The following is a 21,786-nucleotide window of genomic DNA, read 5'->3' as shown; positions in this document are numbered from 1 at the left end:
GGAGGATGCGTGCCCGCAAGTCGAATGATGGTGCAGGGAATCGACTTCGGAGTGGTTCGGGCGGAGTTCGACTTGCCAGGAGCATTCTCGGCTGCGGCGCAGGCCGAGGCCGAGAATGCCGTGGATCGTTTCGGTGCCGGGCGTGTCGACGAAACGGGTATCGCCTTCGTGACCATCGACCCTCCCGGATCGATGGACCTCGACCAGGCAGTGCACATCGAGAAGATCTCGACCGGGTACGTCGTGCACTACGCGATCGCCGACGTCGCGGCGGTGGTGACGCCGGGTGGCGCTCTCGACATCGAAACCCGCAAGCGGGGCCAAACCTTCTATCTCCCGGACGGTTCCGTCCCGCTGCATCCCCGAGCGTTGTCGGAGGGATCGGCGAGTCTGCTGCCGGACGTGGTTCGTCCCGCCGCGCTGTGGCGGATCGAACTCGACGCGCAGGCCGAGCCGACGTCGTGGCAGGTGAGACGCGCTCTGGTGAAATCGGTGGCACGTCTGGACTATTCGACCGTGCAGCGCGATGCCGACGCGGGAACCTTGCATCCGTCCATCGCCGCACTACCGGAGTTCGGACGATTGCGCAGTGTCTCGGCGGTTGCCAGGGGTGCCATCGAGCTGAAACTGCCCGAGCAGTCAGTGGTTCGGGATCAGCCGGAGGACGAGTCCTCGGCTCGCTGGCGGATCGAACTGGAGCCACGCACCGAAGCGGACGACTGGAACGCAGAAGTGTCGCTGCTGACCGGAATGTGTGCCGGCCGCATGATGATCGACGCAGGTATCGGGTTGCTTCGCACGCTGCCGCCTGCCGAGGAGTCCGCGGTTCGGACCTTGCGGAGAACTGCAGTGGCGCTGGGTATCACGTGGCCGGAGGGGCAAAGCGTCGGGCAGATTCTTGCCGGACTCGATTCCAACGAGCCGTCGACGATGGCGCTGATGTCGGTTGCACCGTCGTTGCTGCGCGGCGCAGACTACGCGGCCTTCGACGGCCGACTACCGGAGTTGACGGTGCATGCGGGGATCGGAGCGCCCTACGCTCACGTGACTGCTCCGCTGCGCCGACTGTCCGATCGTTTCAGCACCGAGGTGTGTCTGGCGATCACAGCTGGTACGCCGGTACCGGAATGGGCGCGCACTGCACTTCCCGAGCTGCCCGACATCATGAGTGGGTCCGACTCGCTGGCGAACAAGGTCGACCGTGCGTGCATCGATCTGACCGAGTCCACGCTGCTCGACGGCCGGGTCGGCGAGGTCTTCGACGCAGTGGTGATGCGCGCCAAGGACGGAAAGCGCTCGGCGGAAGTGTTTGTCCCGTCGGTCGCGGTGATTGCGAAATGCGTCGGAACGCCCGACGACGGTGAGCGCGCAAAGGTGCGACTCACCGCCGTCGACACCGTCAAACGGACGGTGGAATTCACGTTCCCGGCGTAGGGAGTTACCGGTAAGAATCGGTGGCTTCCACCAGGTGATGCATGATGCCGGGCTCCATCGCGGAGTGTCCCGCGTCGTCGACGATCACGAGCTTGGATTCGGGCCACGCCTTGTGCAGCGCCCACGCGCTGGTGGCGGGGCAGACGACGTCGTAGCGGCCCTGGACGATCGTCCCCGGAATGCCGTGCAGTGCGGAGCTTTTGCGTAGGAGTTGGTTCTCGTCGAAGAACCCGCCGTTGACGAAGTAGTGGTTCTCGATACGGGCGAAAGCCAAGGCGAACCGGGTCTCGGAGTTCTGTTCGATCTTGTCCGCCTGTGGGTACAGGTAGCTCGTCGATCCTTCCCAAGCCGACCAGGCGATCGCTGCCCGGGCTGCGACGTCGGGGTCTTCGGAATGGAGCAGTTGGTGATAGACCGCGACGAGGTCTTCGCCGCGCTGCGCCTCGGGTACAGGTTCGAGGAATTTGTCCCAGCGCTCCGGGAAGATGTTTCCCGCGCCGCCGTTGTAGTACCAGTCGATCTCGCTACGACGCAGGAGGAAGATCCCGCGCAGGACCAGCTCAGTGACGCGCGTAGGAAACGTTTCGGCGTAGGCGATGGACAGCGTGGAACCCCAGGACCCGCCGAAAACCATCCACTTGTCGATCGAAAGATGTTCACGCAGGGCTTCGATGTCGGCCAGCAGCTTGTCCGTCGTGTTCACCGACAGGTCGGCGCCGTCGGCAACGTGAGGGGTGGACCGCCCGCAGCCGCGCTGGTCGAGTAGAACGATGCGGTATGCGGCCGGATCGAAGAACTGGCGTACCGCCGGTTGCGCACCACCGCCGGGGCCACCGTGCAGGAACACCACCGGCTTGCCGTCCGGATTTCCGCTGACTTCCCAGTACATGCTCTGGCCGTCACCGACATCGAGGAAGCCGGTGACGAAAGGCTCGATCGGGGGATACGGACTCCGGAGAGCCGACGGCTGCGCGGAAGTGTCGGTCATCAGAAGCCCACCAGGCCGGAGGCGAGATCGGGGATCTCGAGTGCGGAAATCGCGCCGCTCCGGACATCGGGGCACGCGGCCGAGGTTGCCGCGTCGATGCTTTCGCGGTTCTGGGCGAGGTCGAGCAGGTTGATGCCGTTCTGCGTCGCCCACGTGATGACGATCGTGTTCAGTCCGCCCTTGCCGAGCGTCGGGGTGACGGTCCGCCAGTTCTGCAGCTGCCCTTCCATATCCGAGCACAACTGCTGGACCTGAGCGTCGGTGAACGTCGAACCGGACGCGGAGGTTGTTGCCGGCGCCGTCTTGGTGGAACTCGCGGGCGTAGTGCTGCTGGGCGCGGGAGAGTTGGTGGACCCTCCCGCGCATCCGCTCAGCACCGTGACGAGAGCTGCCGCGCCGACTACAGCTGCGGCAGTAGAACTTCGACGGTTACCGATCATTGAACGCACCCCTGGCTGGTTGAGAGACAGGCGGCGTTCGCCGGTCTCGGATCAGAAACTGTGTTCTGCGGCCGGGAAAGCGCCAGTGCGAACTTCTGATGCATAGGCTGCGGCTGCGGAACGCAGTTCGTCACCGACGTTACCGAAACGCTTGACGAACTTGGCTGTCTTACCACTCGTGTAACCCGCCATGTCCTGCCAGACGAGTACCTGAGCGTCGCATTCGGAACCGGCCCCGATGCCGACGGTGGGGATGGTGAGTTTGCGGCTGACCTGGCCCGCAATCTCGGCCGGAACCATTTCCATGACGACGGAGAACGCCCCGGCTTCCTGGACTGCAATGGCGTCCGCCACAAGTTGCTCGGCCGCGTCGCCACGACCCTGGACGCGGAAACCGCCGAGCGAGTTCACGCTCTGCGGGGTGAATCCGACGTGAGCCATGACGGGGATGCCGGCCGAGGTGATTGCCGCGATCTGCTTGCTCATCCGCTCGCCGCCCTCGAGTTTGACGGCGTGCGCGAGGCCTTCCTTCATGAACCGCGTCGCAGTCGACAGGGCCTGCTCGGCGGAACCCTCGTAGGTGCCGAAGGGGAGGTCGGCGACGACGAGTGCGTGCGGCGCGCCGCGAACGACGCCACGCACGAGCGGGAGCAGTTCGTCGACGGTGATCGGCACGGTGGTGTCGTAGCCGTAGACGACGTTGGCGGCAGAGTCGCCGACGAGCAGCACCGGGATGCCTGCGTCTTCGAAGATGCGTGCCGTGGAGTAGTCGTAAGCGGTGAGCATCGACCAGCGTTCGCCGTTCTGCTTCATCTCGGCGAGGTGGTGAATGCGCGTCTTACGCTTCGGTGCATCGGTAGAGCTTGCAGTGGGTACAGAAACTGCACTGGGTACAGAACCGTAGAGAGGTGTTTCGGACATCGTTGTCCCTTTCTGGCCTCGAGGCCCTGAGCGTTGATCGCCTTCGGGTCCCCGGGTGTGGGTGATGACGTGTTCAGTCTGCCACCGGACATCGCCGACACGAACAGTTGACGGGGTGCAATGGGTCACATCACCGCGCGCGTATCAGGTAGGTGCCGAGACGAGGCGAACCGCTGGCTATCGCGGTTTCCTGGCACCATCGATGGCATGTCGAAGTTCGTTCGCCTCTCCGGTGCCCTCGCCGGAAGCGCAGCAGTGCTCGTGTTGGTTGTCGGTTGCACCAGTTCGGAAGGCACGCCCGAATCAGTGGAACCTGCTGGTTCTGCCGCGTCCGCGGTGCCGTCCGGCCTCGAGAAATTCTACGAGCAGACGCTCGACTGGGGTTCGTGCGACCAAGTTGTCGAAGAAGGAACTGCGCCGCTGGGGCGTGGGGTCGACTGCGCCGAGGTGAGCGTTCCCGTCGACTACGCGAATCCGAACGGCGACACCGCGAAGGTGGTGATCTCGCGTTCGAAGGCAACCGGCGACCGCATCGGCTCACTGTTGCTGAACCCCGGCGGGCCGGGTGGGTCCGGGCTGTCGATGGCGACCTCGGGTTCGGGCACCGAATTGCAGGAACGTTTCGACATGATCGGCTTCGATCCGCGGGGGATCGGGGCGTCGACCCCGCAGGTTCGGTGTTTGACGCCGGAGGAGACCGACGCGGAGCGTGCGGAGGTCAACGTCGACATGACGCCGGAGGGCATCGCTCTCGCCGAGGCGGACAGCAAGGACTACGCCGCCAAGTGCGCTGAGCGGACCGGTACGGAGTTCCTCGCTCATGTCGGTACCTACGAGGTGGTGCGAGATATGGACGTCATTCGGGGCGTTCTCGGCGATCCGAAGATGAACTACCTCGGGTTCTCGTACGGGACCCGGCTCGGATCCACGTACGCGGAAACCTTTCCGCAGAACGTCCGAGCGATGGTCCTCGACGGCGCGCTCGACCCCGAGCAGGATCCGGTCGACGAAGTGGTCTTGCAGGGGCAGGGCTTCCAAGGCGCGTTCGACGCCTTTGTCGCCGACTGTGTCTCGCGAACGGATTGCCCGCTGGGTGATGATCCGGCGCAGGCGCAGGCACGCTTTCAGGCACTCGTCGATCCGTTGATCGAGAAGCCGGCACAGACCACCGATCCGCGCGGGCTGAGTTATTCCGACGCGATCACGGGCGTGCAGCAAGCTCTGTACTCGCCACAGTTGTGGACGCCGCTGCGTGGGGGTCTGTCGAGTCTGGCCGACGGACGCGGCGACTCGCTGCTCAATCTCGCCGACATGTACGAAGGCCGTGAGGATGACGGCAGCTACTCCAACATCAACGACGCGTTCAACGCCATTCGCTGCGTGGACGATCCGGCAACCACCGACCGCGCCGAGGCGGGCGAATCCGACACTCGGTACCGCGAGGCGGCGCCGTTCCTCGACGACGGCCGCGGGACGGGTCAAGCGCCGCTCGACCTGTGCGCGTTCTGGCCCGTTCCGGCTACCGGCAGCCCTCACGCGCTCGACCCCCAGGCGCTCGCTGACGCCGGTCTGCCGCAGCTGGTCGTCGTGTCCACGACGCAGGATCCGGCGACCCCGTATCAGGCCGGAGTGGATCTCGCGAAGCAGTTGGGCGCTGCTCTGATCACGTTCGACGGAACCCAACACACGGTGGTTCTGGACGGAAACTCCTGCGTCGACGATGCCGTCGTCGACTACTTCGTTTACTTGAAGGCTCCGGAAGAGGGTCTGACATGTTAGCCGGCGCGGCGCCGTACGCTGCGCCTATGCGATGGTGACCAATCACTCTGTTAACCGGGACCACTGATGTAACACAGATTTAACGTGGCTTGCTTAGTCTCGCGTGCATGGATCGCCAAAAAGAATTCGTGCTTCGTACCCTGGAAGAGCGCGACATTCGGTTTGTCCGCTTGTGGTTCACCGATGTTCTCGGGTACCTCAAATCGGTGGCGATCGCCCCCGCCGAACTCGAAGGCGCTTTCGAGGAGGGAATCGGATTCGACGGTTCCGCCATCGAGGGATTCTCTCGAGTCTCCGAAGCCGACACCGTCGCTCGGCCCGACGCCTCGACATTCCAGATCCTGCCGTGGGCGCACAAGGACGGTGCGCAGCATTCCGCTCGCATGTTCTGCGACATCACGATGCCCGACGGTTCGCCGTCGTGGGCCGATCCGCGCCACGTACTGCGTCGCCAGCTGAGCAAGGCCAGCGACTTGGGCTTCAGCTGCTACGTCCACCCGGAGATCGAGTTCTTCCTTCTGGAGAACGGCCCGATCGACGGCACTCCGCCGATCCCGGCCGACTCGGGCGGATACTTCGACCAGGCCGTGCACGATTCGGCTCCGAATTTCCGCCGCCACGCCATCGACGCACTCGAGTCGATGGGCATCTCGGTCGAGTTCAGCCACCACGAGGCCGCGCCGGGTCAGCAGGAGATCGATCTGCGCTACGCCGACGCACTCTCGATGGCCGACAACGTGATGACGTTCCGGTACGTCGTCAAGGAGGTCGCGATCGGTGAAGGCGTCCGGGCGAGCTTTATGCCCAAGCCGTTCAGTGATCAGGCCGGCTCCGCGATGCACACCCACATGAGCCTGTTCGAGGGCGATACCAACGCCTTCCACAATCCTGACGATCCGATGCAGCTCTCCGAGACCGGCAAGGCGTTCATCGCCGGCATCCTCGAGCACGCAAACGAGATCAGTGCGGTCACGAACCAGTGGGTCAATTCGTACAAGCGACTCGTCCACGGGGGAGAGGCACCCACTGCCGCGTCGTGGGGCCCGTCCAACCGATCGGCTCTCATCCGCGTCCCGATGTACACGCCCAACAAGGCGTCCTCGCGCCGCGTCGAGATCCGTAGCCCAGACTCGGCTTGCAACCCGTACCTGACTTTCGCGGTCCTGCTTGCTGCCGGTCTTCGCGGCATCGAGAAGGGCTACACCTTGCCGCCCGAGGCAGAAGACGACGTGTGGTCGTTGACCTCCGCCGAGCGCCGCGCCATGGGTTACAAGGAACTGCCGAGCAACTTGGACAGCGCTCTGCGCGAGATGGAGAAGTCGGAGCTCGTGGCCGAAGCACTCGGCGAGCACGTCTTCGATTTCTTCCTGCGCAACAAGCGTCGTGAGTGGGAGGAATACCGCAGCCACGTGACGCCGTTCGAGCTCAAGACCTACCTCGGTCTGTGACGGTGAAACCGCCCGCTGCGAGATCAGCAGTTCCAGGACCGGGTCGACTCGGGCTGGTCGAGCCCACCGCTGCCGACGAGTTGCGTCAGCTCGGTTGGGTCGACGCCGAGAGCATCGAACTCTTGTGGTCGCTTTCGCGTGCCGCGAACGCCGACCTCGCTCTGCGCACCCTTGTGCGGATCAAGGACGGGCTCGGCGACGGGTGGCGCGAACTCGATCAGGTCCTGCGCAAGGACAAGAGCCTGCGCGGCCGTTTGTTCGCACTCGTGGGTGCGTCGTCGGCCTTCGGCGACCACCTGGCCGCGGATCCGATCGGCTGGAAACTGCTCGACGGCACCGCTCTGCCGACCAAGGACGAGGCGACTGCAGCCTTGCTGGAGGTCGTGGGTGCAACTGTCGACGAGGGTGCCACCGAAGGTTCACTGACCTACCGCGCCACGGTGACCGGGCCGGAAGCTGTTGTTGCTCTGCGTAAGAGCTACAAGGACCAGCTGATGCTGCTGGCCGCGGCTGATCTTGCGGCGACCGTCGAGAACGAACCCGTAGTTCCGTATCAGACTGTGGGGCACCAGCTTTCCGATCTGGCCGACGCCGCGCTGACCGCTGCACTTGCGGTGGCCATCGCAACGGTGTGTCCCGAGGGCAGCTGTCCGATCCGGCTCGCCGTGATCGCCATGGGCAAATGTGGTGCGCGCGAGCTGAACTACGTCTCCGACGTCGACGTGGTGTTCGTCGCCGAACCGGCCGATGCGACGGCCAGCCGCGTTGCCGGCGAGATGATGCGTATCGGAACCTCCGCATTCTTCGAGGTCGATGCTGCGCTGCGCCCCGAAGGCAAGCGCGGAGAATTGGTTCGCTCCCTCGAATCCCACATCACGTACTACAAGCGCTGGGCCAAGACCTGGGAGTTCCAGGCACTGCTCAAGGCTCGTCCGATGACCGGCGACATGGAGCTCGGTCGCCAGTACTCCGAGGCGATGAGCCCGATGGTGTGGATCGCCTCCGAGCGCGAGGACTTCGTCCCCGAAGTCCAGGCCATGCGTCGACGCGTCGAGGAAATGGTTCCCCCCGAACTGCGTGAGCGTGAACTCAAACTCGGCCGCGGAAGTTTGCGCGACGTCGAATTCGCCGTCCAACTCCTGCAATTGGTGCACGGGCGCGCCGACAGTTCGTTGCATGTCCAGAGCACGGTCGATGCACTGACCGCATTGGCGGCGGGTGGATACGTCGGCCGCGACGACGCCGCCAACCTGACTGCGTCGTACGAATTCCTGCGTCTGCTCGAGCACCGTCTGCAGTTGCAGAAGCTCAAGCGCACACACACCCTGCCGCCGCCGGACGACGAGGAAGCGCTGCGTTGGCTGGCCCGCGCCGCGCACATGCGACCCGACGGTCGTCTGGATTCCCTGGGAGTCCTGCGCGCCGAGATCAAGCGGAATTCGCATCGGATTCGCCGCCTGCACGCCAAGTTGTTCTACCGCCCGCTTCTCGAATCGGTGGCGCGGATGGACAAGGAAGCACTGGTCCTGGGGCCAGAAGCCGCGGTTCGCCAGTTGGCCGCTCTCGGTTACACGGCACCCGAGCATGCTCTCGGGCATCTGACTGCACTGACGAGTGGCGCTTCACGCAAGGGTCGCATTCAAGCGCTCCTGTTGCCGACTCTGCTCGAATCACTCGCGGACACACCGGATCCCGATGCAGGTCTGCTCGCTTACCGCAGGCTCTCGGACGCGCTCGTCGACCAGACGTGGTTCCTGCGCCTGCTCCGCGACGAGGCTGCGGTGGCCGAGCGTCTGATGACCGTGCTGGGCTCGTCGGCGTACCTACCCGACCTGCTCATCAAGGCTCCCGACGTGATTCGCTTGTTCGCGGATTCGCCGAGTGGACCGCGCCTTGTCGAGCCGAAGCCCGAGGACGTCGCTCGCGGAATCCTCACCGCCTCCGGCCGACACAGTGATCCCAATCGTGCTGTTGCTGCGGCCCGCTCGTTGCGGCGACACGAACTTGCGCGAATCGCGTCGGCCGACATCCTCGGCATGCTCGATGTTCCTGCAGTCTGCAAGGCGCTGTCCTCGGTGTGGGCCGCGGTGCTCAATGCATCGCTCTCCGCGGTGATCAGGGCCAGCGTCACCGAACTCGGGACCGAGGCGCCGGCCAGTTTCTCCGTCATCGGCATGGGCCGACTCGGCGGTGGCGAACTCGGCTATGGATCCGATGCGGACGTGCTGTTCGTGTGCGAACCCCGCGAGGGCGTCGACGAGACCGTTGCGGTCAAGTGGGCCAACAGCATTGCCGACAAGGTGCGCAAGCTTCTCGGGGCACCGAGCACGGATCCTCCGCTCGAAGTCGACACCGGATTGCGTCCGGAAGGCCGTAACGGTCCGATGGTGCGCACTCTCGAGTCCTACGACGCGTACTACGCGAAGTGGGCTCAGGCGTGGGAGATTCAAGCGCTGCTTCGTGCGCACCCGGTTGCCGGTGATCCTGAACTGGGACTGCGGTTCCTGCACATGATCGACAAGACCCGCTACCCCGAGGGCGGCGTCAGTGATGCGGCGGTGCGCGAGATCCGGCGCATCAAGGCGCGAGTCGATTCCGAAAGGCTCCCGCGCGGAGCCGATCCGGCGACGCACACGAAACTGGGTCGCGGAGGCTTGGCCGACATCGAGTGGACTGTGCAACTGCTGCAGCTACGCCATGCCGACAAGATCGAGTCGCTGCACAACACATCGACCCTCGAGACTCTCGACGCCATCGGCGCCGCGGAACTGCTCAGCGAAGGTGACGTCGAACTGCTGCGTGACGCCTGGATCACCGCGACGAAGGCACGCAACTGCCTCGTTCTGGTGCGAGGCAAGCCGACCGATCAGCTTCCCGGCCCGGGCCGTGTTCTCGCGGCGGTGGCGCAGGTCGCTGGATACGGCGACGACGCAGGGGAGTTCCTCGACAACTACCTGCGCATCACGCGTCGGGCAAAAGCAGTGGTGGAGAGGGTCTTCGGCGGGGAGTAGCGTTTTTGCTCAGTCTTGGCGAACCGGCGCATTCGCGGCGAACTTGCGGACTTCGGCGTCCTGCCACACGTGGGCGGGAACTCCGCCGCCGAGTAGCTCGCGCGCGAGCGCGGGTTGCCCGCCGATCGGTACGTCGCTGCCCGCGATGATCATGTTGCCGTAGCGGCGGCCCTTGAGCATCGCGGGATCGGCGATGATCGCCATGTGTTCGAACTGTGCGCCGATGGTTGCGGCCTCGCTGCGCGCGCCCTGGAGATCCGGGGTGTCGCCGCAGTTGACGATGTAGATGCCGCCCGGTGCGAGCACGCGTCGTACGTGGGTGGTGAATTGCGCCGTCGTCAGTGGTGTCGGAGTTGTGCTGCCGGCGAAGACATCTCGAATCACGATGTCCCGGGTGGACTCGGTGAGAGTTTCGGTGACGGCGCGGGCTTCTCCGACGCGGATGCGCAGAAGAGGCGCGCGCGGGAGGTCGAACCAATCGCGTACAAGTTCCGCCAGAGCACCGTCGATTTCGACCACCACTTGACGCGCGTCAGGGTAGGTGGCGGCGAAGTATCTGGCCATGGAGCAGGCGCCACCGCCGAGATGAAGCACCCGCAGGCGCTCGGCCTTGTCACGTTCGGAATCGACCAGATGCGCGATCCACCGCATGTACTCGAAATCGAGCACCGTGGGATCCGCGACGTTCACGTGGGAACTGGGCACTCCGTTGATCTGGATGATCCAACTGTCATCGGAGTACTGATCGCGGACTAGTTCGCACGTCCCGGTATCGATCGGAAAAGTGCCGGCGACGGGACCGGACTCGCCTCGCTCGGGAGTACTGCTGCGAGTTCTGGTCTTGCGAGTTCCCTTGGCCACTGTGTCCATGTTAGCCGTGCGCCTTTCTGGTAGAGGCGGCTACCAAAAAGGCACACGGACCGACGGTATTCTCGGGCTACTTCAGGCACACTCGTACATGGAGTGTGATCGGCGACACAAATGCCGGCGCGTTCTTTCGTCGTCCGTGCATCACGAAGAATTTCGAGGAGTGCAGGTGAAGGTCAAGGCAGCGGTAGTCAAGGCGCCAGGTCAGGCGTGGGAGATCGAAGAGGTCGAGCTGGGGGACCCGGTCTCGGGTGAGGTGCAGGTCCGACTCGCCGCATCGGGGCTGTGCCATTCGGACGAACATTTGCGTACGGGCGCCAGCCCGCTGCCCTTCTACCCGGCCCTGGGCGGGCACGAAGGCGCCGGAGTGGTGACGAAGGTCGGACCGGGTGTCGCGAGCGTCGAAGAAGGCGACCACGTGGTTCTCGCCTTCATCCCGGCGTGCGGACGTTGTCCGTCCTGTGCGAAGGGTCTGCAGAACATCTGCGACGAAGGAGCCGGCCTGTTGACCGGGCAGGCGATCTCCGACAAGACGTACCGCGTCACCCTCGACGACGAGCCGGTCATCCAGATGTGCCTGCTCGGAACATTTTCGCCGTACGTGACCGTCAACGAGGCGTCGGTGATCAAGATCGAGAAGGACATCCCGCTCGACAAGGCGGCCTTGCTCGGCTGCGGTGTTGCCACCGGTTGGGGATCGGCCACCGCGATCGGTGGAGCCAAGGTCGGCGACACGGTGGTGGTCGTCGGCGTCGGCGGCGTCGGAATCAACTCGGTGCAGGGTGCGGCGTCCGCCGGAGCACGATTTGTGATCGCGATCGATCCCGTCGAGTTCAAGCGCGACAAGGCAAAGGAATTCGGCGCCACACACACTTTTGCCTCCCTCGAGGAAGCGCTACCGGTGATCGGCGAGATCACCTGGGGCAAGATGGCCGACGTCACCGTGATCACCGTGGGCGAGATTCACGGCGACATCATTCAGCCCGCGCTCAGCGCGACGGGCAAGGGTGGCCAGGTCGTGGTCGTCGGAATGGGGCATTACGCAGATTCGCAGGTGACGCTCAGCCTCTTCGAGCTGACCCTTCTGCAGAAGCGTTTGCAGGGAGCCATCTTCGGCGGGGTAGGGCCACGGTCCCAGATTCCCAAGTTGCTCGATCACTACCGAAGCGGCGCGCTCAAACTCGACGAGTTGGTGACCAAGACTTACAAGCTCGAGGAGATCAACGAGGGGTACGCCGACATGCTCGAAGGAAAGAATCTGCGGGGGATGATCGTCTACACGGAGGACGATTACTGATCGTTTCCCTTTGACTGAAGGCTCCGGCCCGGCACCACGCTTCGTGGTGTCGGGCCGGAGTCTTCTGCCCCCACGCACATTTCTGTCGATCGATGAGTCGACTGCCCCCGTAGTGGGCACTCGCAGAGTGAGGAAACCGGGCACCGTGTCCGGATCTCAGTCCACGACTCGACAGAGAAGAGCAGAGCATGCCCTACATCACCACCTCCGACGGAACCGAGATCTACTACACCGAGCACGGCGTCGGCCGGCCGATCGTCCTCAGCTACGGGTGGCCGCTGAGTTCTGACGCGTGGCAGGTCGAGATGAAGTTGTTCGCCGACGCCGGATACCGGACCATCGCGCACGATCGTCGAGGACACGGTCGCTCGTCGAAGACGTACACCGGCAACGACATGGATACATATGCCAAGGACCTGGCTGAGCTGATCGACACACTCGACCTGAAAGACCTGGTCCTGGTTGGCCATTCGACCGGCGGCGGGGAAGTGGTCCGGTACGCGGCGCAGCACGGCAAAGGGCGCGTGGCCAAGGTGATCACCGCCGGCGCCGTACCGCCGATCATGGTCAAGTCGGACGGCAACCCCGAAGGCACACCGATCGAGGTCTTCGACGGCATCCGTGAGGGAGTTCTGCGAGACCGATCGCAGTTCTACAAGGATCTCAGCGAGAGCTTTTACGGCGCGAACCGCGAAGGTGCCGACGTCTCGCAAGGGGCGAAGGACGACTTCTGGCGGCAAGGTATGTTGGTCAATCTCGCCGCGGCCTACGACTGCGTCAAGGCATTCTCGGAGACGGACCAGACCTCCGATCTCGAAGCCATCGACGTTCCGTTCCTCATCGCTCAGGGCGACGACGATCAGATCGTGCCGATCGGCGCAGCGGCCGAGAAGGCGATCAAGCTGGTGAAGAAGGGCACGCTGAAGGTGTATCCGGGCGCACCTCACGGCATCTACGGCTCATATCAGAAGACACTGGACCAGGACATTCTCGCGTTCATCGAGGACTGACGTCAGCGAGGCGGAAGGACCGGAGTCGAAAGGACCAGAGTGGGAAGGATAAAATTGCCATGTCTACACACGTTGCCTCACTATGCAATGGCCCCAGTGTCTTCGAGAACGAACTTGGGTCGATCTCGCAACTCGACACGAGTTCGTTGCCGATCCTGTCCGGTCTGTCGATCAAACGAATTGTTCTCGGTCCCGGCGCGATCCGTGAACCACAATGGAACGTCAACGCGAACCAGATCGCCTACGTCACCAGCGGAACCGTGCTCGTCTCGATGCTGGGCAATGCTGACGAGTTCGCCAGCTTCGTGGTGCGAGCGGGGCAGATGTATCACGTCGAATCCGGCGCGATTTATCACATCGAGAATGTCGGAGAGGAGGAGGCGGAGATCATCGCTGCCCTGCGTACTTCACTCCCGCAGCACTTTTCGTTGCAGAGTAGCGTCAGCGCAATGTCGAACGCGGTGCTCGGCAACACGTACGATCTCGCCGCATCGGCCTTCGACGTCTTCGGTAGAGCCGATGCGTCCCAGATAGTTCGGCGGGACGGCGCCGCCGTCGTTCCCGATACCGCCGGCCTTCCCAACGCGCATCTCTTCGATCTCGAAGGCCAGATCGCGCCTCTCGCATATCCGTACGGACAGGCGAAAGTGGCGCGCAAGCAGTATTGGGCGGCGCTGGAGGATCTTTCGATGTACTCGTTGACTATTCGCGAGAGTGGGATGCGTGAGCCACACTGGCATCCCGTCACTGCCGAAATGGGATACGTGCATCGTGGTCACGGGCGGATGACGGTCCTCGATCCGGACGGTTCGCTCGACACCTACCTACTGGAGCCTGGTCAGGTGTATTTCGTTCCGCGTGCCTATCCCCATCACATCGAGGTTCTAGGTGACGAGGACATCAACTTCCTCATCTTCTTCGACCAGCCGACGCCGGGCGACATAGGCTACCGTGCAACGGCTTCCGCGTTCTCACGCGGCGTTCTCTCGGCCTCGTTCGGCGTTCCGGAGCGGGAGCTGCCGCACTTCCCTTTCACTCCGATCGATCCGCTCATCGTCTCGCGGATCAATCCGATCGACCGCCAGCACTGACCGGCAAGGACGCCCATCATGGCCACCACGCTCACCGTGACCGATCACGGGACGATGCTCGACTTCACGTACGAGGACGCCCTCCGCTATCACGGTCCGCAGGCCCCGGGCGGCGTGGCGCATGCCTACAAGGTTCTCGAGCGCGCTCTCGGTGTGCTCGGCGGGGAAGGCTCCGTCGAGCGTCGCGAGCTGGTCGTCACCACCGCACACGGCGGACCAGGAGTGCGCGATGCGTTCGAGTTGGTCACGCGCGCGGTGACCGAAGGGCGGTACACCGTTGACAGTTCCTTGGCCAGGCGTGAACGTGGAAATACGCTCGCGCTGTATGTATTTCGGATCACCTATCGCGGCGCGAGCGTCACGCTGACTGTTCGGGAGGGGTTCGTCGTCGACGAGTTCATTACTCTGTCCCGTAAGTCCGACCGGACGGCCGAAGACGAGTCACGGCTGACAGAGCTCAAGCAGGAGATGGCGGATCGAGTGATGTCGAGCCCGGCCGAGAGCGTGTACGACGTCGACACCGGCACGCTCCCCGTCTGAGCGACGGCGGCGCAGGCGTCAGTGTGCAGAACTCGGGGCTGTCTGAAGTCAGCGGCTGGCGAACATCCTTATTCGTTGGTCGCGGCTGCGCTCGAGATGGTTGCGCATGTGACCACTTGCGGACGATTCGTCCCGGGCGCGGATGGCGTTCAGGATCTCTTGATGCTCCGAATTGAGCAGGTCAGGTTCGCCGTAGTTCGACGGCGGGCCGCTGTCGTAGATTCGCAATTGGGTGGTGAGGCGGATCAGCAATGAGGTGATCGTGGAATTGTGGGCGGCCTGCCAGAGGGCCTCGTGAAACTTGAAGTTTCCGGCACGAACCTCGGTGCCTTCTGTTGCAGTGCAGCAGAACTCGTGCAATCCGTCCAGGCGGGCAAGGTCGAGATCGCTGTGGCGGAGTGCGGCGGCGCCGGCGGCTTCCGATTCGAGGGCAACCCGCGCTGCGTAGATTTCGATGACGTCCTCGGGTGTGCCGGAACGGACACGAAAACCGCGGGCGGCTCGTTCGAGTAGACCGTCGTGCGCGAGCCAGTTGAGTGCCTCGCGGATCGGGGTACGCGATGCGCCGTACGATTCGCACAATTGAGTCTCGTGCAGCGGAGAGCCCTGGGGGAACTTGCCGGCCAGGATGTCGGCTCGCAGGCGCAGGTACTGCCGCGAGGTCTGATCGGACCGGCCCAGCGCAGCCTCCGGCACCAGCAGATCGGTGGTGCTCGTATCGGCGTCGAGATCCATGTGTCCTCATTCCTGTGCATGCAAGTAGAGCGCGTTCGATTATGCCATCGGCGACGAGTGAGTACTTGCGTATACGCTAGTACTCATTTAGGTTCGTGCTTGTTCGTTTCCGAGGGAGAGGGTCTGAAGTGGCTGGAGAGACCGCGTCGCCGCTGGTGAGTGCTGCTGAACTCGACGCGATGCTGCGCGAGGGAGGCGTCGCTGTGCTCGACGCGACGGTTCATTTTCCTCCCGCGCGATTCGACGGCGACTATCGCCCGGAGTCCGGGTACGACGGCTGGGTTTCCTCGCACATCCCGGGTTCCCGACACGTCGACCTCATGGACGTCTTTTCCGAAAGGGAAGCGGCGCTGCATTTCACACGCCCGTCAACGGAGCAGTTGATGTCCGATCTCCAATCCAGTGGTATCGAACCGGGTGCGACAATCGTGATCTACGACCAGGGTTCGACCACTTGGGCATCACGGCTCTGGTGGGTGTTTCGCAACGCCGGCATCGAAGCAAGGGTCCTCGACGGTGGCGTCGCCGAATGGACTCGATGCGGCTTCGCCCTCGCGAGCGGCGCCGACGTCACCCACACGTCGGCGTCGAAGCGTTGGAGTGTGACGGACCTTGGCCTGTGGGTCGATCTACCTCGCGTTGCCTCACTGTCCTCAGGAGAAGAAGCCGGAACGCTGGTGTGCGCGCTGGCGCCTGAGCAGTACGAGGGAACGGAGAAGACGCGATATTCGCGACGCGGACACATTCCGTCAAGTGTGAATCTGTCTGCGAAGGGTCTTCTCGACGCCGATGCCCGGATGCTTCCGGCGGACGATGTTCGGTCGAAATCTGCTGACGTTCTACCAGCCGTCGCTGAACCTGTCGTGATCTATTGCGGCGGTGGAGTTTCGGCGTGCCTGACAGCACTCGCACTGATCCGCGGCGGCTATGAGGACGTCAAGGTCTATGACGGTTCGTTGGAGGAATGGACTGCAGATCCGACTTTGCCGATGGTTGTCGGCGGTGAGCCCGGCGGCGCGCTTGCGGATGTTCGATGTCCGCGGTCCTGAATCGCCGCAGTCCTCAATTACCTCCCGTCCTGAAGGAATTCTCATGTCTGACACTGTCTCTGTCGAAACCGTCGCGTCGGCGATCGACGCACTCCGCGATCAGGTACCGCTCGTCCAGTCGCTGACCAACATCGTTTCTGCGAACTTCTTGACCAATGTTCTGCTCGCCGCCGGCGCAAGCAACGCTCACATCGACAACGTCCACGAAGCGGGTGGGTTCGCTGCCATCGCCGGGGGAGTGCTCGTCAACCTCGGAACGCCGGACGACGGGACAGCCGAAGCCTTCCTGATAGCAGCAGAAGCGGCGCGAACTGCGGGTACGCCATGGGTTTTGGATCCCGTCGGTGTCGGCGGACTACCCTGGCGGAGCGGTATCGCTGTGGATCTGCTGCGCTTTCACCCCAGCGCCATCCGCGGGAACGCATCGGAGATCATCGCTCTGGCCGGACTCGGCGGTGACACCCGCGGCGTCGACAGTGCCTCCGATTCCGCCGACGCAGTGCCCGCCGCTCTGTCACTCCTGAAGCATGCGGATGCCGTGTCGGCATCCGGACCGGTCGACTACATCGTCGGCCGCGATGGTGGCGGCGACGTTCGGGGCATCCGAGTCTCCGGTGGCAGCGCTCTGTTGCCGCGCGTGACCAGTACCGGTTGCTCTCTGGGAGGCCTGGTCGCTGCCTACCTCGCCGTGACGCCGACCGCGCTGGACGGATTGGTTGCCGCGCATACGCATGTTGCCGTGGCATCGGAGATCGCCGAGGAAAATGCCTCAGGTCCTGGTTCTTTCGCGGTCGCGTACCTCGACGCGCTCTACAACGTGAATGCGGACACCATCCGCTCACGTGCCCGAATCGAATCGTTCGACCTGCCGGCTGGAGTGCAGAACTGATGGGCATCAAGACATTCTGGTATCTCACCCAGGCCGACGGGGACTACCCGTGGAGCCCCGGTGGGCTGTTCCCCGTGGACGGGGCCAGGCAGATCGAGCTCGCGAAGACCATCGACGACGGCGGATTCGAAGGTGCGCTTGTTGCCACCTGGCCGAACGATCCGTTCATCTCGGCGACGTGGGCGGCAGCGCACACCACGCGCATGAAGTTCCTCGTCGCTGTCTACGCGAACATGACGCCGGCGCGACTGCTGGCGGAGAAGGCATTGACTTTCGACGCCTTCAGCGGCGGCCGACTGTTGATCAACTCGGTCAACGGACGCGAGAACATCCTGACCAAGTACGACATGAACGTGCCCCACGACGAGCGTTACGAGTTGGGGGAGCAGTACTGGGCGGACTTCCGCCGCATCTACGCCGAAGGCACGGAGTCGAACTTTCCCAACACACCACTGCGTATCGATGCGCCCGCTGGGCATCAGGTTCCGCTGTGGGGTACCGGTGATTCGCCTGCAGGCCTGGCGAATTCAGGCAAGGTGCTCGACACCTACTTGGCGATGTTGCGCGAGACTTCGTTCATCGAAGACAAATTCTCTGCCGCACGGGCGGCGGCGGAGGCAGCCGGGCGCGAGTTCACCGACTTCGGTGCGCTCACCGGTGTGATCGTTCGCCCCACCAAGGCGCAGGCGCACGACCGGTTCCGTTCGTTGTTCGAGAAGACGGGCGTCGAGCAGATCGCTCATGTCTTGGACAACGCAGTGCGTCGTCGCACTCAGGGGAAGCAAGACCTCAAGACTTTCACCGCTCGCGACGCTCAGCGGCAGGGTTGGGCGGACAAGATTGCTTCCGGCCGACTTCCGGAACCGGAGGAGTTGTACGTCGGTGACGGGCTGTACGCGGGTATCACGGCGTGGTCACCCCTCGACATCTTCGGCACCGGGTCATCGGCGGTGTACTACGTCGGCGATCCGGATTCGATCACGGACTCGGTACGCACGCTTCGCAGCCGAACCGGTTTGACTGCACTGATCCTGGCAGGTTGGCCTCTGATCGAGGAAGCGAAGTGGGTTGCGGAGCATCTTGTTCCGCGATTCGACGAACTCAGCTGACGGCGCGCCGCAAGACAGTGGCACCGAGACCTAGAACGTCACGGAGAAATATTGTGGCAGTGTCGATTTCAGGCGCAGTACATTCGAGAAGGATCTTGACTTCCACGTCCTTCTTGACGATGTCGGCAACAACGGCCACGGCGACAACACCGTTGCCGACGGCCGAGCCTCGGAACAGATCGATCCCGTCGCCGTCCGCGCTGACCGTGCCGTCGAGATAGCCGTAGTCGAGCGGATAGATCGCATCGGGGTACCGCGGGTGTGCCGACCCTCGGGGGCGATCGATCACGACAGCTGACGTGGCAGCCAGGTGATCGAGGGCGGCGAACAGTTCTTCGCTCATCGTTACCGGTGCTCACGCAGTAGCTGAGTCGGTGTCAGACCTGCCAGTGCACGCGTATCGCGTGCGAGGTGGGCTTGGTCGGCGTAGCCGGCGCGACCGGCCAGCGACGACAGCGTGAGTTTTGCGCCGCGGCTGAGAGTCAACACGTCCTGCATTCGTTGCACCTTCTGAATCAGTTTGGGGGACAGCCCGACCGCTGACGTGATCGATCGTCTGAAATGACGTTCGGAAACACCGAGGTCTGCAGCAATCTCTCGTATCGGCGTGGAAGGGGAGGAGATGAGCGCGGAGTAACCACGCTCGATTCCGTGGTCGGGTTCCAGTCCGCGCCACAACTGGCCCAGTAGGTGAGCGTCGACTGCCTCGTGGCTCAGGGCGTCGGCAAGTACCCGCGCTTGTCTGGAAGTGAGGATGTCGTCGAAGGCGATCTTCGAATCCTGCACCGCGTCGGCAGCTGTGCCGAGCAGGCTCCGCAGAGCCGGTGGATTGATCCGGATGCCCCACATGGTTGTACCGGCGGCGACCGAAACCAGATCGGCACCGGTGGCAGGTCCGACGAGCCACGACTTTCCGGTGCTGTCGACGATGAAGTCGGCGCAGAGATCGGGAAGAATCCGCTTTGCTTCCGTGGGCGTATGGGCTTCGCTGGTGCTTTTCCACGTGCAACTGAAGACGCCGGCCGAATCGGTGATCTGAGTCTCGATATAGGTGTGGCCGTTTTGTTCAAGACTCGACGCTACCGTCCGACTACCGTCGAGAGCGAGGGTGTCAGCGCCGGTCATCAGATCATCGTCACACACTCGCCGATCACTTCTCGACCTGAAACAGGAGAAATACCGTGTCCGTCTCTCCGAGACTCGATCTCGTCGGAATCGTCACCAACGATCTCGCTCGTTCCCTCGCGTTCTACCGAACCCTCGGGCTCGGCATTCCGGAAACACCCGCTGACGCTCCGCATGTGGAGTTCACTTTCGACGGTGGGCTTCGGCTGGCCTGGGACGCGCTGTCCACCATCGCGAGCTTCGATCCTGACTTCGCCGTCGGGGAAGGTCGACACCCCGTCGCCTTGGCCTTCGATTTCGGGACTCCCGCCGCAGTCGACGAGGCGTATCAGCGCATAACAGTAGAGTTCCCCGGGCACAAGGCGCCCTTCGACGCCGTGTGGGGCCAGCGTTACGCCGTTCTTCTCGATCCGGACGGCAACACCGTGGATCTCTTTGCCACGCTCTGATTTTCGAACGGCGCAGGCCCCGAACGAATATCGGTCGGGGCCTGCGATTGTCGTTGATCCAGTTGTCAGTTCACCAAGCGTCGAGGGTGTCGAGGATCTGGCCTCGGGCCTTCCACAATTCCGCACCCCAGTACGGCCACGAATGCGTGCCGTTGGCCGGGAAGCTGTACGTTGCCGGAATTCCCAGCGAGTTCATGCGCAACTGGAATGCGCGTGAGTTCATCAAGGCCAGTGCTTCGAGGCCGATTGCACTACCGGTGTTTACGAAGTCGACGGGACGACGCGGTTGATCGAACTGCCCGGGTAGGCCGCTCGCAGCGGATATGTACAGCGAGAGCCCAGCCAGTTCGGGTGCAAACACGAAGGGATCGTTGCGGAGCCAAGCGGGGTTCCACGGCGGTCCCCACATTGCATCGACATTGAAGGACCCGGCGCTGACCATGGCCACCCGGATCGCCTCACGCATGCCTGGAGCTGAGATGTTGAGGTATCCCGAGAGCGAACCGGCGAACTTGAACTGATCGCGGTGGTAGGCGGCTAGCGTCAGTGCCGCGCTGCCACCCATGGACAGTCCGAGCACGCCGTTGTTGGTTCGGGAGACGCCGCGCGATTCCAGATAGGCGGGAAGTTCCTGGGTGAGGAAGGTTTCCCATTTGTACGTGACCGGCTGGCGATTCAAATTGCTGTTCGCATACCAGTCCGAGTAAAAGCTGGACTGCCCGCCGACCGGCATGACCAGCGTGACGTTGTCGCCACGATACTGCTCGAGAGCGTTGGTCTCGAAACTCCATGCGTTTCGGTCGTCGCGTGCTCGTAGGCCATCGAGAAGATAGAGTGCCGCGTTGCCGCCGCGCGAAGCCCACTGGATCTGAACCTTGATCGGTCCCATCGACGAGTCTACGAACACTTCCTCGTAGCCACCGGCCGGGGCGGTACGCGCGGGCGCTGCGGTCGCTACCGATCCGCTGATCAGGCCTGCGGTCAGGGGGAGAGCGAGTGCTGTCGCGGCGAGGCCCAGGATCCGACGCTTGATTCGGTTCGAAATGCGGTTTCTCGAAATATCCGGGTTCGAAATATCTGGGTTCTTCGCCAAATCTGTTTGAGCCTCGTGCATGTATCACTCCCGCCCCAAAGGTGCTTGCACACCGAAATCCGACCGAGCCCCCCGAGGCGCGGAATTCCTTATGACACTAAGTGGTCTGTATTGACCTCGACGGCACCGTTACCGGTTCGTTATCAAACTGGTCTGATTTACCGTAATGCCGTCAGGCGTCGTCGACCGGAGGTTGCGCCTCGATTTGCCAACCTCCACGAATCAAGTGTTCACGCACCCGAGCGACGTCCGATTCGTGCGGAATATCGTCGGTGACCTTGGTGATGAGGACGCCGATGTCGATCGGATCGACCGAACCGGGAAAGTCGATCGGATCGACCGGAAGCGGAAAGCCGGCGACGAGATCGTCAGCAAGAACGGCGATCTCGTCGTCGGACAGTTGTCTCCGGAGCAGGGCCATCAAAGGGACGTAGTCCTGCTCCGGCACACCGTTCGGATACCCGGCACGCAGCCAGCCGAGTATCGAAGCCAGAAGTGGTGGAAGACTCAA

General features: G+C 63.4%; 21 protein-coding genes. 12 read left to right on the top strand and 9 right to left on the bottom strand.

From position 1 onward, the window contains the following. Window positions 1-24 precede the first annotated feature (24 nt). Window positions 25-1,434 carry an RNB domain-containing ribonuclease gene (locus M0639_RS17590; RefSeq protein ID WP_007735456.1) on the top strand — a complete coding sequence of 470 codons (1,410 nt, stop codon included), beginning with the start codon at window positions 25-27 and terminating at the stop codon, window positions 1,432-1,434. Window positions 1,435-1,438: 4 nt separating this feature from the next. Here M0639_RS17590 and pip read toward each other — a convergent pair whose 3' ends face one another. Genes pip through panB form a run of 3 tightly spaced genes read right to left on the bottom strand, consistent with a single transcriptional unit; the run spans window position 1,439 to window position 3,783 of the window. Beyond that, the gene (gene pip / locus M0639_RS17585; protein ID WP_050656434.1) at window positions 1,439-2,422 is read right to left on the bottom strand and encodes a prolyl aminopeptidase; all 984 of its coding nucleotides are present in this window, start codon (window positions 2,420-2,422) and stop codon (window positions 1,439-1,441) included. Continuing rightward, window positions 2,422-2,862 carry a hypothetical protein gene (locus M0639_RS17580; RefSeq protein WP_042445770.1) on the bottom strand — a complete coding sequence of 147 codons (441 nt, stop codon included), beginning with the start codon at window positions 2,860-2,862 and terminating at the stop codon, window positions 2,422-2,424. The genes pip and M0639_RS17580 overlap by 1 nt, the downstream gene beginning before the upstream one ends. 51 nt (window positions 2,863-2,913) lie before the next feature. Then, entirely contained in the window at window positions 2,914-3,783 is an 870-nt protein-coding gene (gene panB, locus M0639_RS17575) for a 3-methyl-2-oxobutanoate hydroxymethyltransferase (protein ID WP_064074745.1), read from the bottom strand. Window positions 3,784-3,990: 207 nt separating this feature from the next. On the opposite strand from panB, the gene M0639_RS17570 reads away from it, so the two are divergent. The 3 genes from M0639_RS17570 to M0639_RS17560 all read left to right on the top strand — a co-directional run bounded on the left by M0639_RS17570 (window position 3,991) and on the right by M0639_RS17560 (window position 10,021). After that, window positions 3,991-5,562 (top strand): alpha/beta hydrolase, encoded by a 1,572-nt coding sequence (locus tag M0639_RS17570; protein WP_064074744.1) that lies wholly within the window; start codon window positions 3,991-3,993, stop codon window positions 5,560-5,562. Window positions 5,563-5,669: 107 nt separating this feature from the next. Beyond that, entirely contained in the window at window positions 5,670-7,010 is a 1,341-nt protein-coding gene (locus tag M0639_RS17565; protein WP_003941637.1) for a glutamine synthetase family protein, read from the top strand. Continuing rightward, a complete protein-coding gene (locus tag M0639_RS17560) occupies window positions 7,007-10,021 on the top strand; it encodes a bifunctional [glutamine synthetase] adenylyltransferase/[glutamine synthetase]-adenylyl-L-tyrosine phosphorylase (protein ID WP_064074743.1) in 3,015 nt (1,004 codons plus the stop codon). The genes M0639_RS17565 and M0639_RS17560 overlap by 4 nt, the downstream gene beginning before the upstream one ends. Window positions 10,022-10,030: 9 nt before the next feature. Here the strand turns inward: M0639_RS17560 and M0639_RS17555 are convergent, their stop codons facing one another. Continuing rightward, window positions 10,031-10,891: a spermidine synthase gene (locus M0639_RS17555; RefSeq protein ID WP_007735449.1), complete on the bottom strand. Its 861-nt coding sequence runs from the start codon at window positions 10,889-10,891 to the stop codon at window positions 10,031-10,033. A gap of 166 nt (window positions 10,892-11,057) precedes the next feature. Between M0639_RS17555 and M0639_RS17550 the strand changes: the two genes are divergently transcribed. The 4 genes from M0639_RS17550 (at window position 11,058) to M0639_RS17535 (ending at window position 14,826) form a co-directional block, all read left to right on the top strand. Then, the gene (locus M0639_RS17550) at window positions 11,058-12,185 is read left to right on the top strand and encodes an NDMA-dependent alcohol dehydrogenase (protein WP_003941634.1); all 1,128 of its coding nucleotides are present in this window, start codon (window positions 11,058-11,060) and stop codon (window positions 12,183-12,185) included. 188 nt (window positions 12,186-12,373) lie between these two features. Further along, on the top strand, window positions 12,374-13,195 hold the full coding sequence (locus tag M0639_RS17545) for an alpha/beta fold hydrolase (RefSeq protein WP_064074742.1): 822 nt from the start codon (window positions 12,374-12,376) through the stop codon (window positions 13,193-13,195). A 59-nt stretch (window positions 13,196-13,254) separates the two neighbouring features. Beyond that, window positions 13,255-14,286 (top strand): cupin domain-containing protein, encoded by a 1,032-nt coding sequence (locus M0639_RS17540; protein WP_064074741.1) that lies wholly within the window; start codon window positions 13,255-13,257, stop codon window positions 14,284-14,286. An 18-nt stretch (window positions 14,287-14,304) separates the two neighbouring features. Beyond that, window positions 14,305-14,826: a hypothetical protein gene (locus M0639_RS17535; protein ID WP_042445775.1), complete on the top strand. Its 522-nt coding sequence runs from the start codon at window positions 14,305-14,307 to the stop codon at window positions 14,824-14,826. 48 nt (window positions 14,827-14,874) lie between these two features. Here M0639_RS17535 and M0639_RS17530 read toward each other — a convergent pair whose 3' ends face one another. Next, a complete protein-coding gene (locus tag M0639_RS17530; protein ID WP_064074740.1) occupies window positions 14,875-15,561 on the bottom strand; it encodes a GntR family transcriptional regulator in 687 nt (228 codons plus the stop codon). Window positions 15,562-15,689: 128 nt separating this feature from the next. Here M0639_RS17530 and M0639_RS17525 point away from each other — a divergent pair, with 128 nt between their 5' ends. The 3 genes from M0639_RS17525 to M0639_RS17515 are packed head-to-tail and all read left to right on the top strand — an operon-like array spanning window position 15,690 to window position 18,608. Next, window positions 15,690-16,610: a sulfurtransferase gene (locus M0639_RS17525; protein WP_082893224.1), complete on the top strand. Its 921-nt coding sequence runs from the start codon at window positions 15,690-15,692 to the stop codon at window positions 16,608-16,610. A 43-nt stretch (window positions 16,611-16,653) separates the two neighbouring features. Next, the gene (thiM, locus tag M0639_RS17520; protein ID WP_021344623.1) at window positions 16,654-17,499 is read left to right on the top strand and encodes a hydroxyethylthiazole kinase; all 846 of its coding nucleotides are present in this window, start codon (window positions 16,654-16,656) and stop codon (window positions 17,497-17,499) included. Then, window positions 17,499-18,608: an LLM class flavin-dependent oxidoreductase gene (locus tag M0639_RS17515; protein ID WP_007735443.1), complete on the top strand. Its 1,110-nt coding sequence runs from the start codon at window positions 17,499-17,501 to the stop codon at window positions 18,606-18,608. Before thiM ends, M0639_RS17515 begins: the two co-directional genes overlap by 1 nt. Here the strand turns inward: M0639_RS17515 and M0639_RS17510 are convergent. Further along, a complete protein-coding gene (locus M0639_RS17510) occupies window positions 18,601-18,951 on the bottom strand; it encodes an inorganic pyrophosphatase (protein ID WP_042445785.1) in 351 nt (116 codons plus the stop codon). The two genes, M0639_RS17515 and M0639_RS17510, sit on opposite strands and share 8 nt — an antisense overlap. Window positions 18,952-18,953: 2 nt before the next feature. Then, window positions 18,954-19,733: a helix-turn-helix domain-containing protein gene (locus M0639_RS17505; RefSeq protein ID WP_231915135.1), complete on the bottom strand. Its 780-nt coding sequence runs from the start codon at window positions 19,731-19,733 to the stop codon at window positions 18,954-18,956. 56 nt (window positions 19,734-19,789) lie between these two features. Between M0639_RS17505 and M0639_RS17500 the strand changes: the two genes are divergently transcribed. Next, complete coding sequence (locus M0639_RS17500) at window positions 19,790-20,182, top strand: VOC family protein (protein WP_064074738.1); 393 nt, start codon at window positions 19,790-19,792, stop codon at window positions 20,180-20,182. A 70-nt stretch (window positions 20,183-20,252) separates the two neighbouring features. Here M0639_RS17500 and M0639_RS17495 read toward each other — a convergent pair whose 3' ends face one another. Continuing rightward, window positions 20,253-21,296, bottom strand: coding sequence for an alpha/beta hydrolase (locus tag M0639_RS17495; protein WP_197486190.1), 1,044 nt, complete (start codon window positions 21,294-21,296; stop codon window positions 20,253-20,255). 151 nt (window positions 21,297-21,447) lie between these two features. Continuing rightward, window positions 21,448-21,786 (bottom strand): DUF3349 domain-containing protein, encoded by a 339-nt coding sequence (locus tag M0639_RS17490; protein ID WP_003941618.1) that lies wholly within the window; start codon window positions 21,784-21,786, stop codon window positions 21,448-21,450.

This window comes from Rhodococcus qingshengii JCM 15477, from assembly GCF_023221595.1.
In the GTDB taxonomy this organism is placed as follows: Bacteria; Actinomycetota; Actinomycetes; order Mycobacteriales; family Mycobacteriaceae; genus Rhodococcus_F; species Rhodococcus_F qingshengii.
Note: the sequence above shows the minus strand (reverse complement) of the source record. Positions and strands in the feature narration are given on the sequence as shown.

Excerpts from the sequence above, each read along its gene's own strand:
- M0639_RS17540 (WP_064074741.1), top strand. The coding sequence starts at position 13,255 with ATGTCTACACACGTTGCCTCACTATGCAATGGCCCCAGTGTCTTCGAG.
- M0639_RS17565 (WP_003941637.1), top strand. The coding sequence starts at position 5,670 with ATGGATCGCCAAAAAGAATTCGTGCTTCGTACCCTGGAAGAGCGCGAC.
- M0639_RS17530 (WP_064074740.1), bottom strand. The coding sequence starts at position 15,561 with ATGGATCTCGACGCCGATACGAGCACCACCGATCTGCTGGTGCCGGAG.
- pip (WP_050656434.1), bottom strand. The coding sequence starts at position 2,422 with ATGACCGACACTTCCGCGCAGCCGTCGGCTCTCCGGAGTCCGTATCCC.
- thiM (WP_021344623.1), top strand. The coding sequence starts at position 16,654 with ATGTCTGACACTGTCTCTGTCGAAACCGTCGCGTCGGCGATCGACGCA.
- M0639_RS17535 (WP_042445775.1), top strand. The coding sequence starts at position 14,305 with ATGGCCACCACGCTCACCGTGACCGATCACGGGACGATGCTCGACTTC.
- M0639_RS17570 (WP_064074744.1), top strand. The coding sequence starts at position 3,991 with ATGTCGAAGTTCGTTCGCCTCTCCGGTGCCCTCGCCGGAAGCGCAGCA.
- M0639_RS17505 (WP_231915135.1), bottom strand. The coding sequence starts at position 19,733 with ATGACCGGCGCTGACACCCTCGCTCTCGACGGTAGTCGGACGGTAGCG.
- M0639_RS17495 (WP_197486190.1), bottom strand. The coding sequence starts at position 21,296 with ATGCACGAGGCTCAAACAGATTTGGCGAAGAACCCAGATATTTCGAAC.
- M0639_RS17580 (WP_042445770.1), bottom strand. The coding sequence starts at position 2,862 with ATGATCGGTAACCGTCGAAGTTCTACTGCCGCAGCTGTAGTCGGCGCG.
- M0639_RS17545 (WP_064074742.1), top strand. The coding sequence starts at position 12,374 with ATGCCCTACATCACCACCTCCGACGGAACCGAGATCTACTACACCGAG.
- panB (WP_064074745.1), bottom strand. The coding sequence starts at position 3,783 with ATGTCCGAAACACCTCTCTACGGTTCTGTACCCAGTGCAGTTTCTGTA.
- M0639_RS17590 (WP_007735456.1), top strand. The coding sequence starts at position 25 with ATGATGGTGCAGGGAATCGACTTCGGAGTGGTTCGGGCGGAGTTCGAC.
- M0639_RS17555 (WP_007735449.1), bottom strand. The coding sequence starts at position 10,891 with ATGGACACAGTGGCCAAGGGAACTCGCAAGACCAGAACTCGCAGCAGT.
- M0639_RS17510 (WP_042445785.1), bottom strand. The coding sequence starts at position 18,951 with ATGAGCGAAGAACTGTTCGCCGCCCTCGATCACCTGGCTGCCACGTCA.
- M0639_RS17515 (WP_007735443.1), top strand. The coding sequence starts at position 17,499 with ATGGGCATCAAGACATTCTGGTATCTCACCCAGGCCGACGGGGACTAC.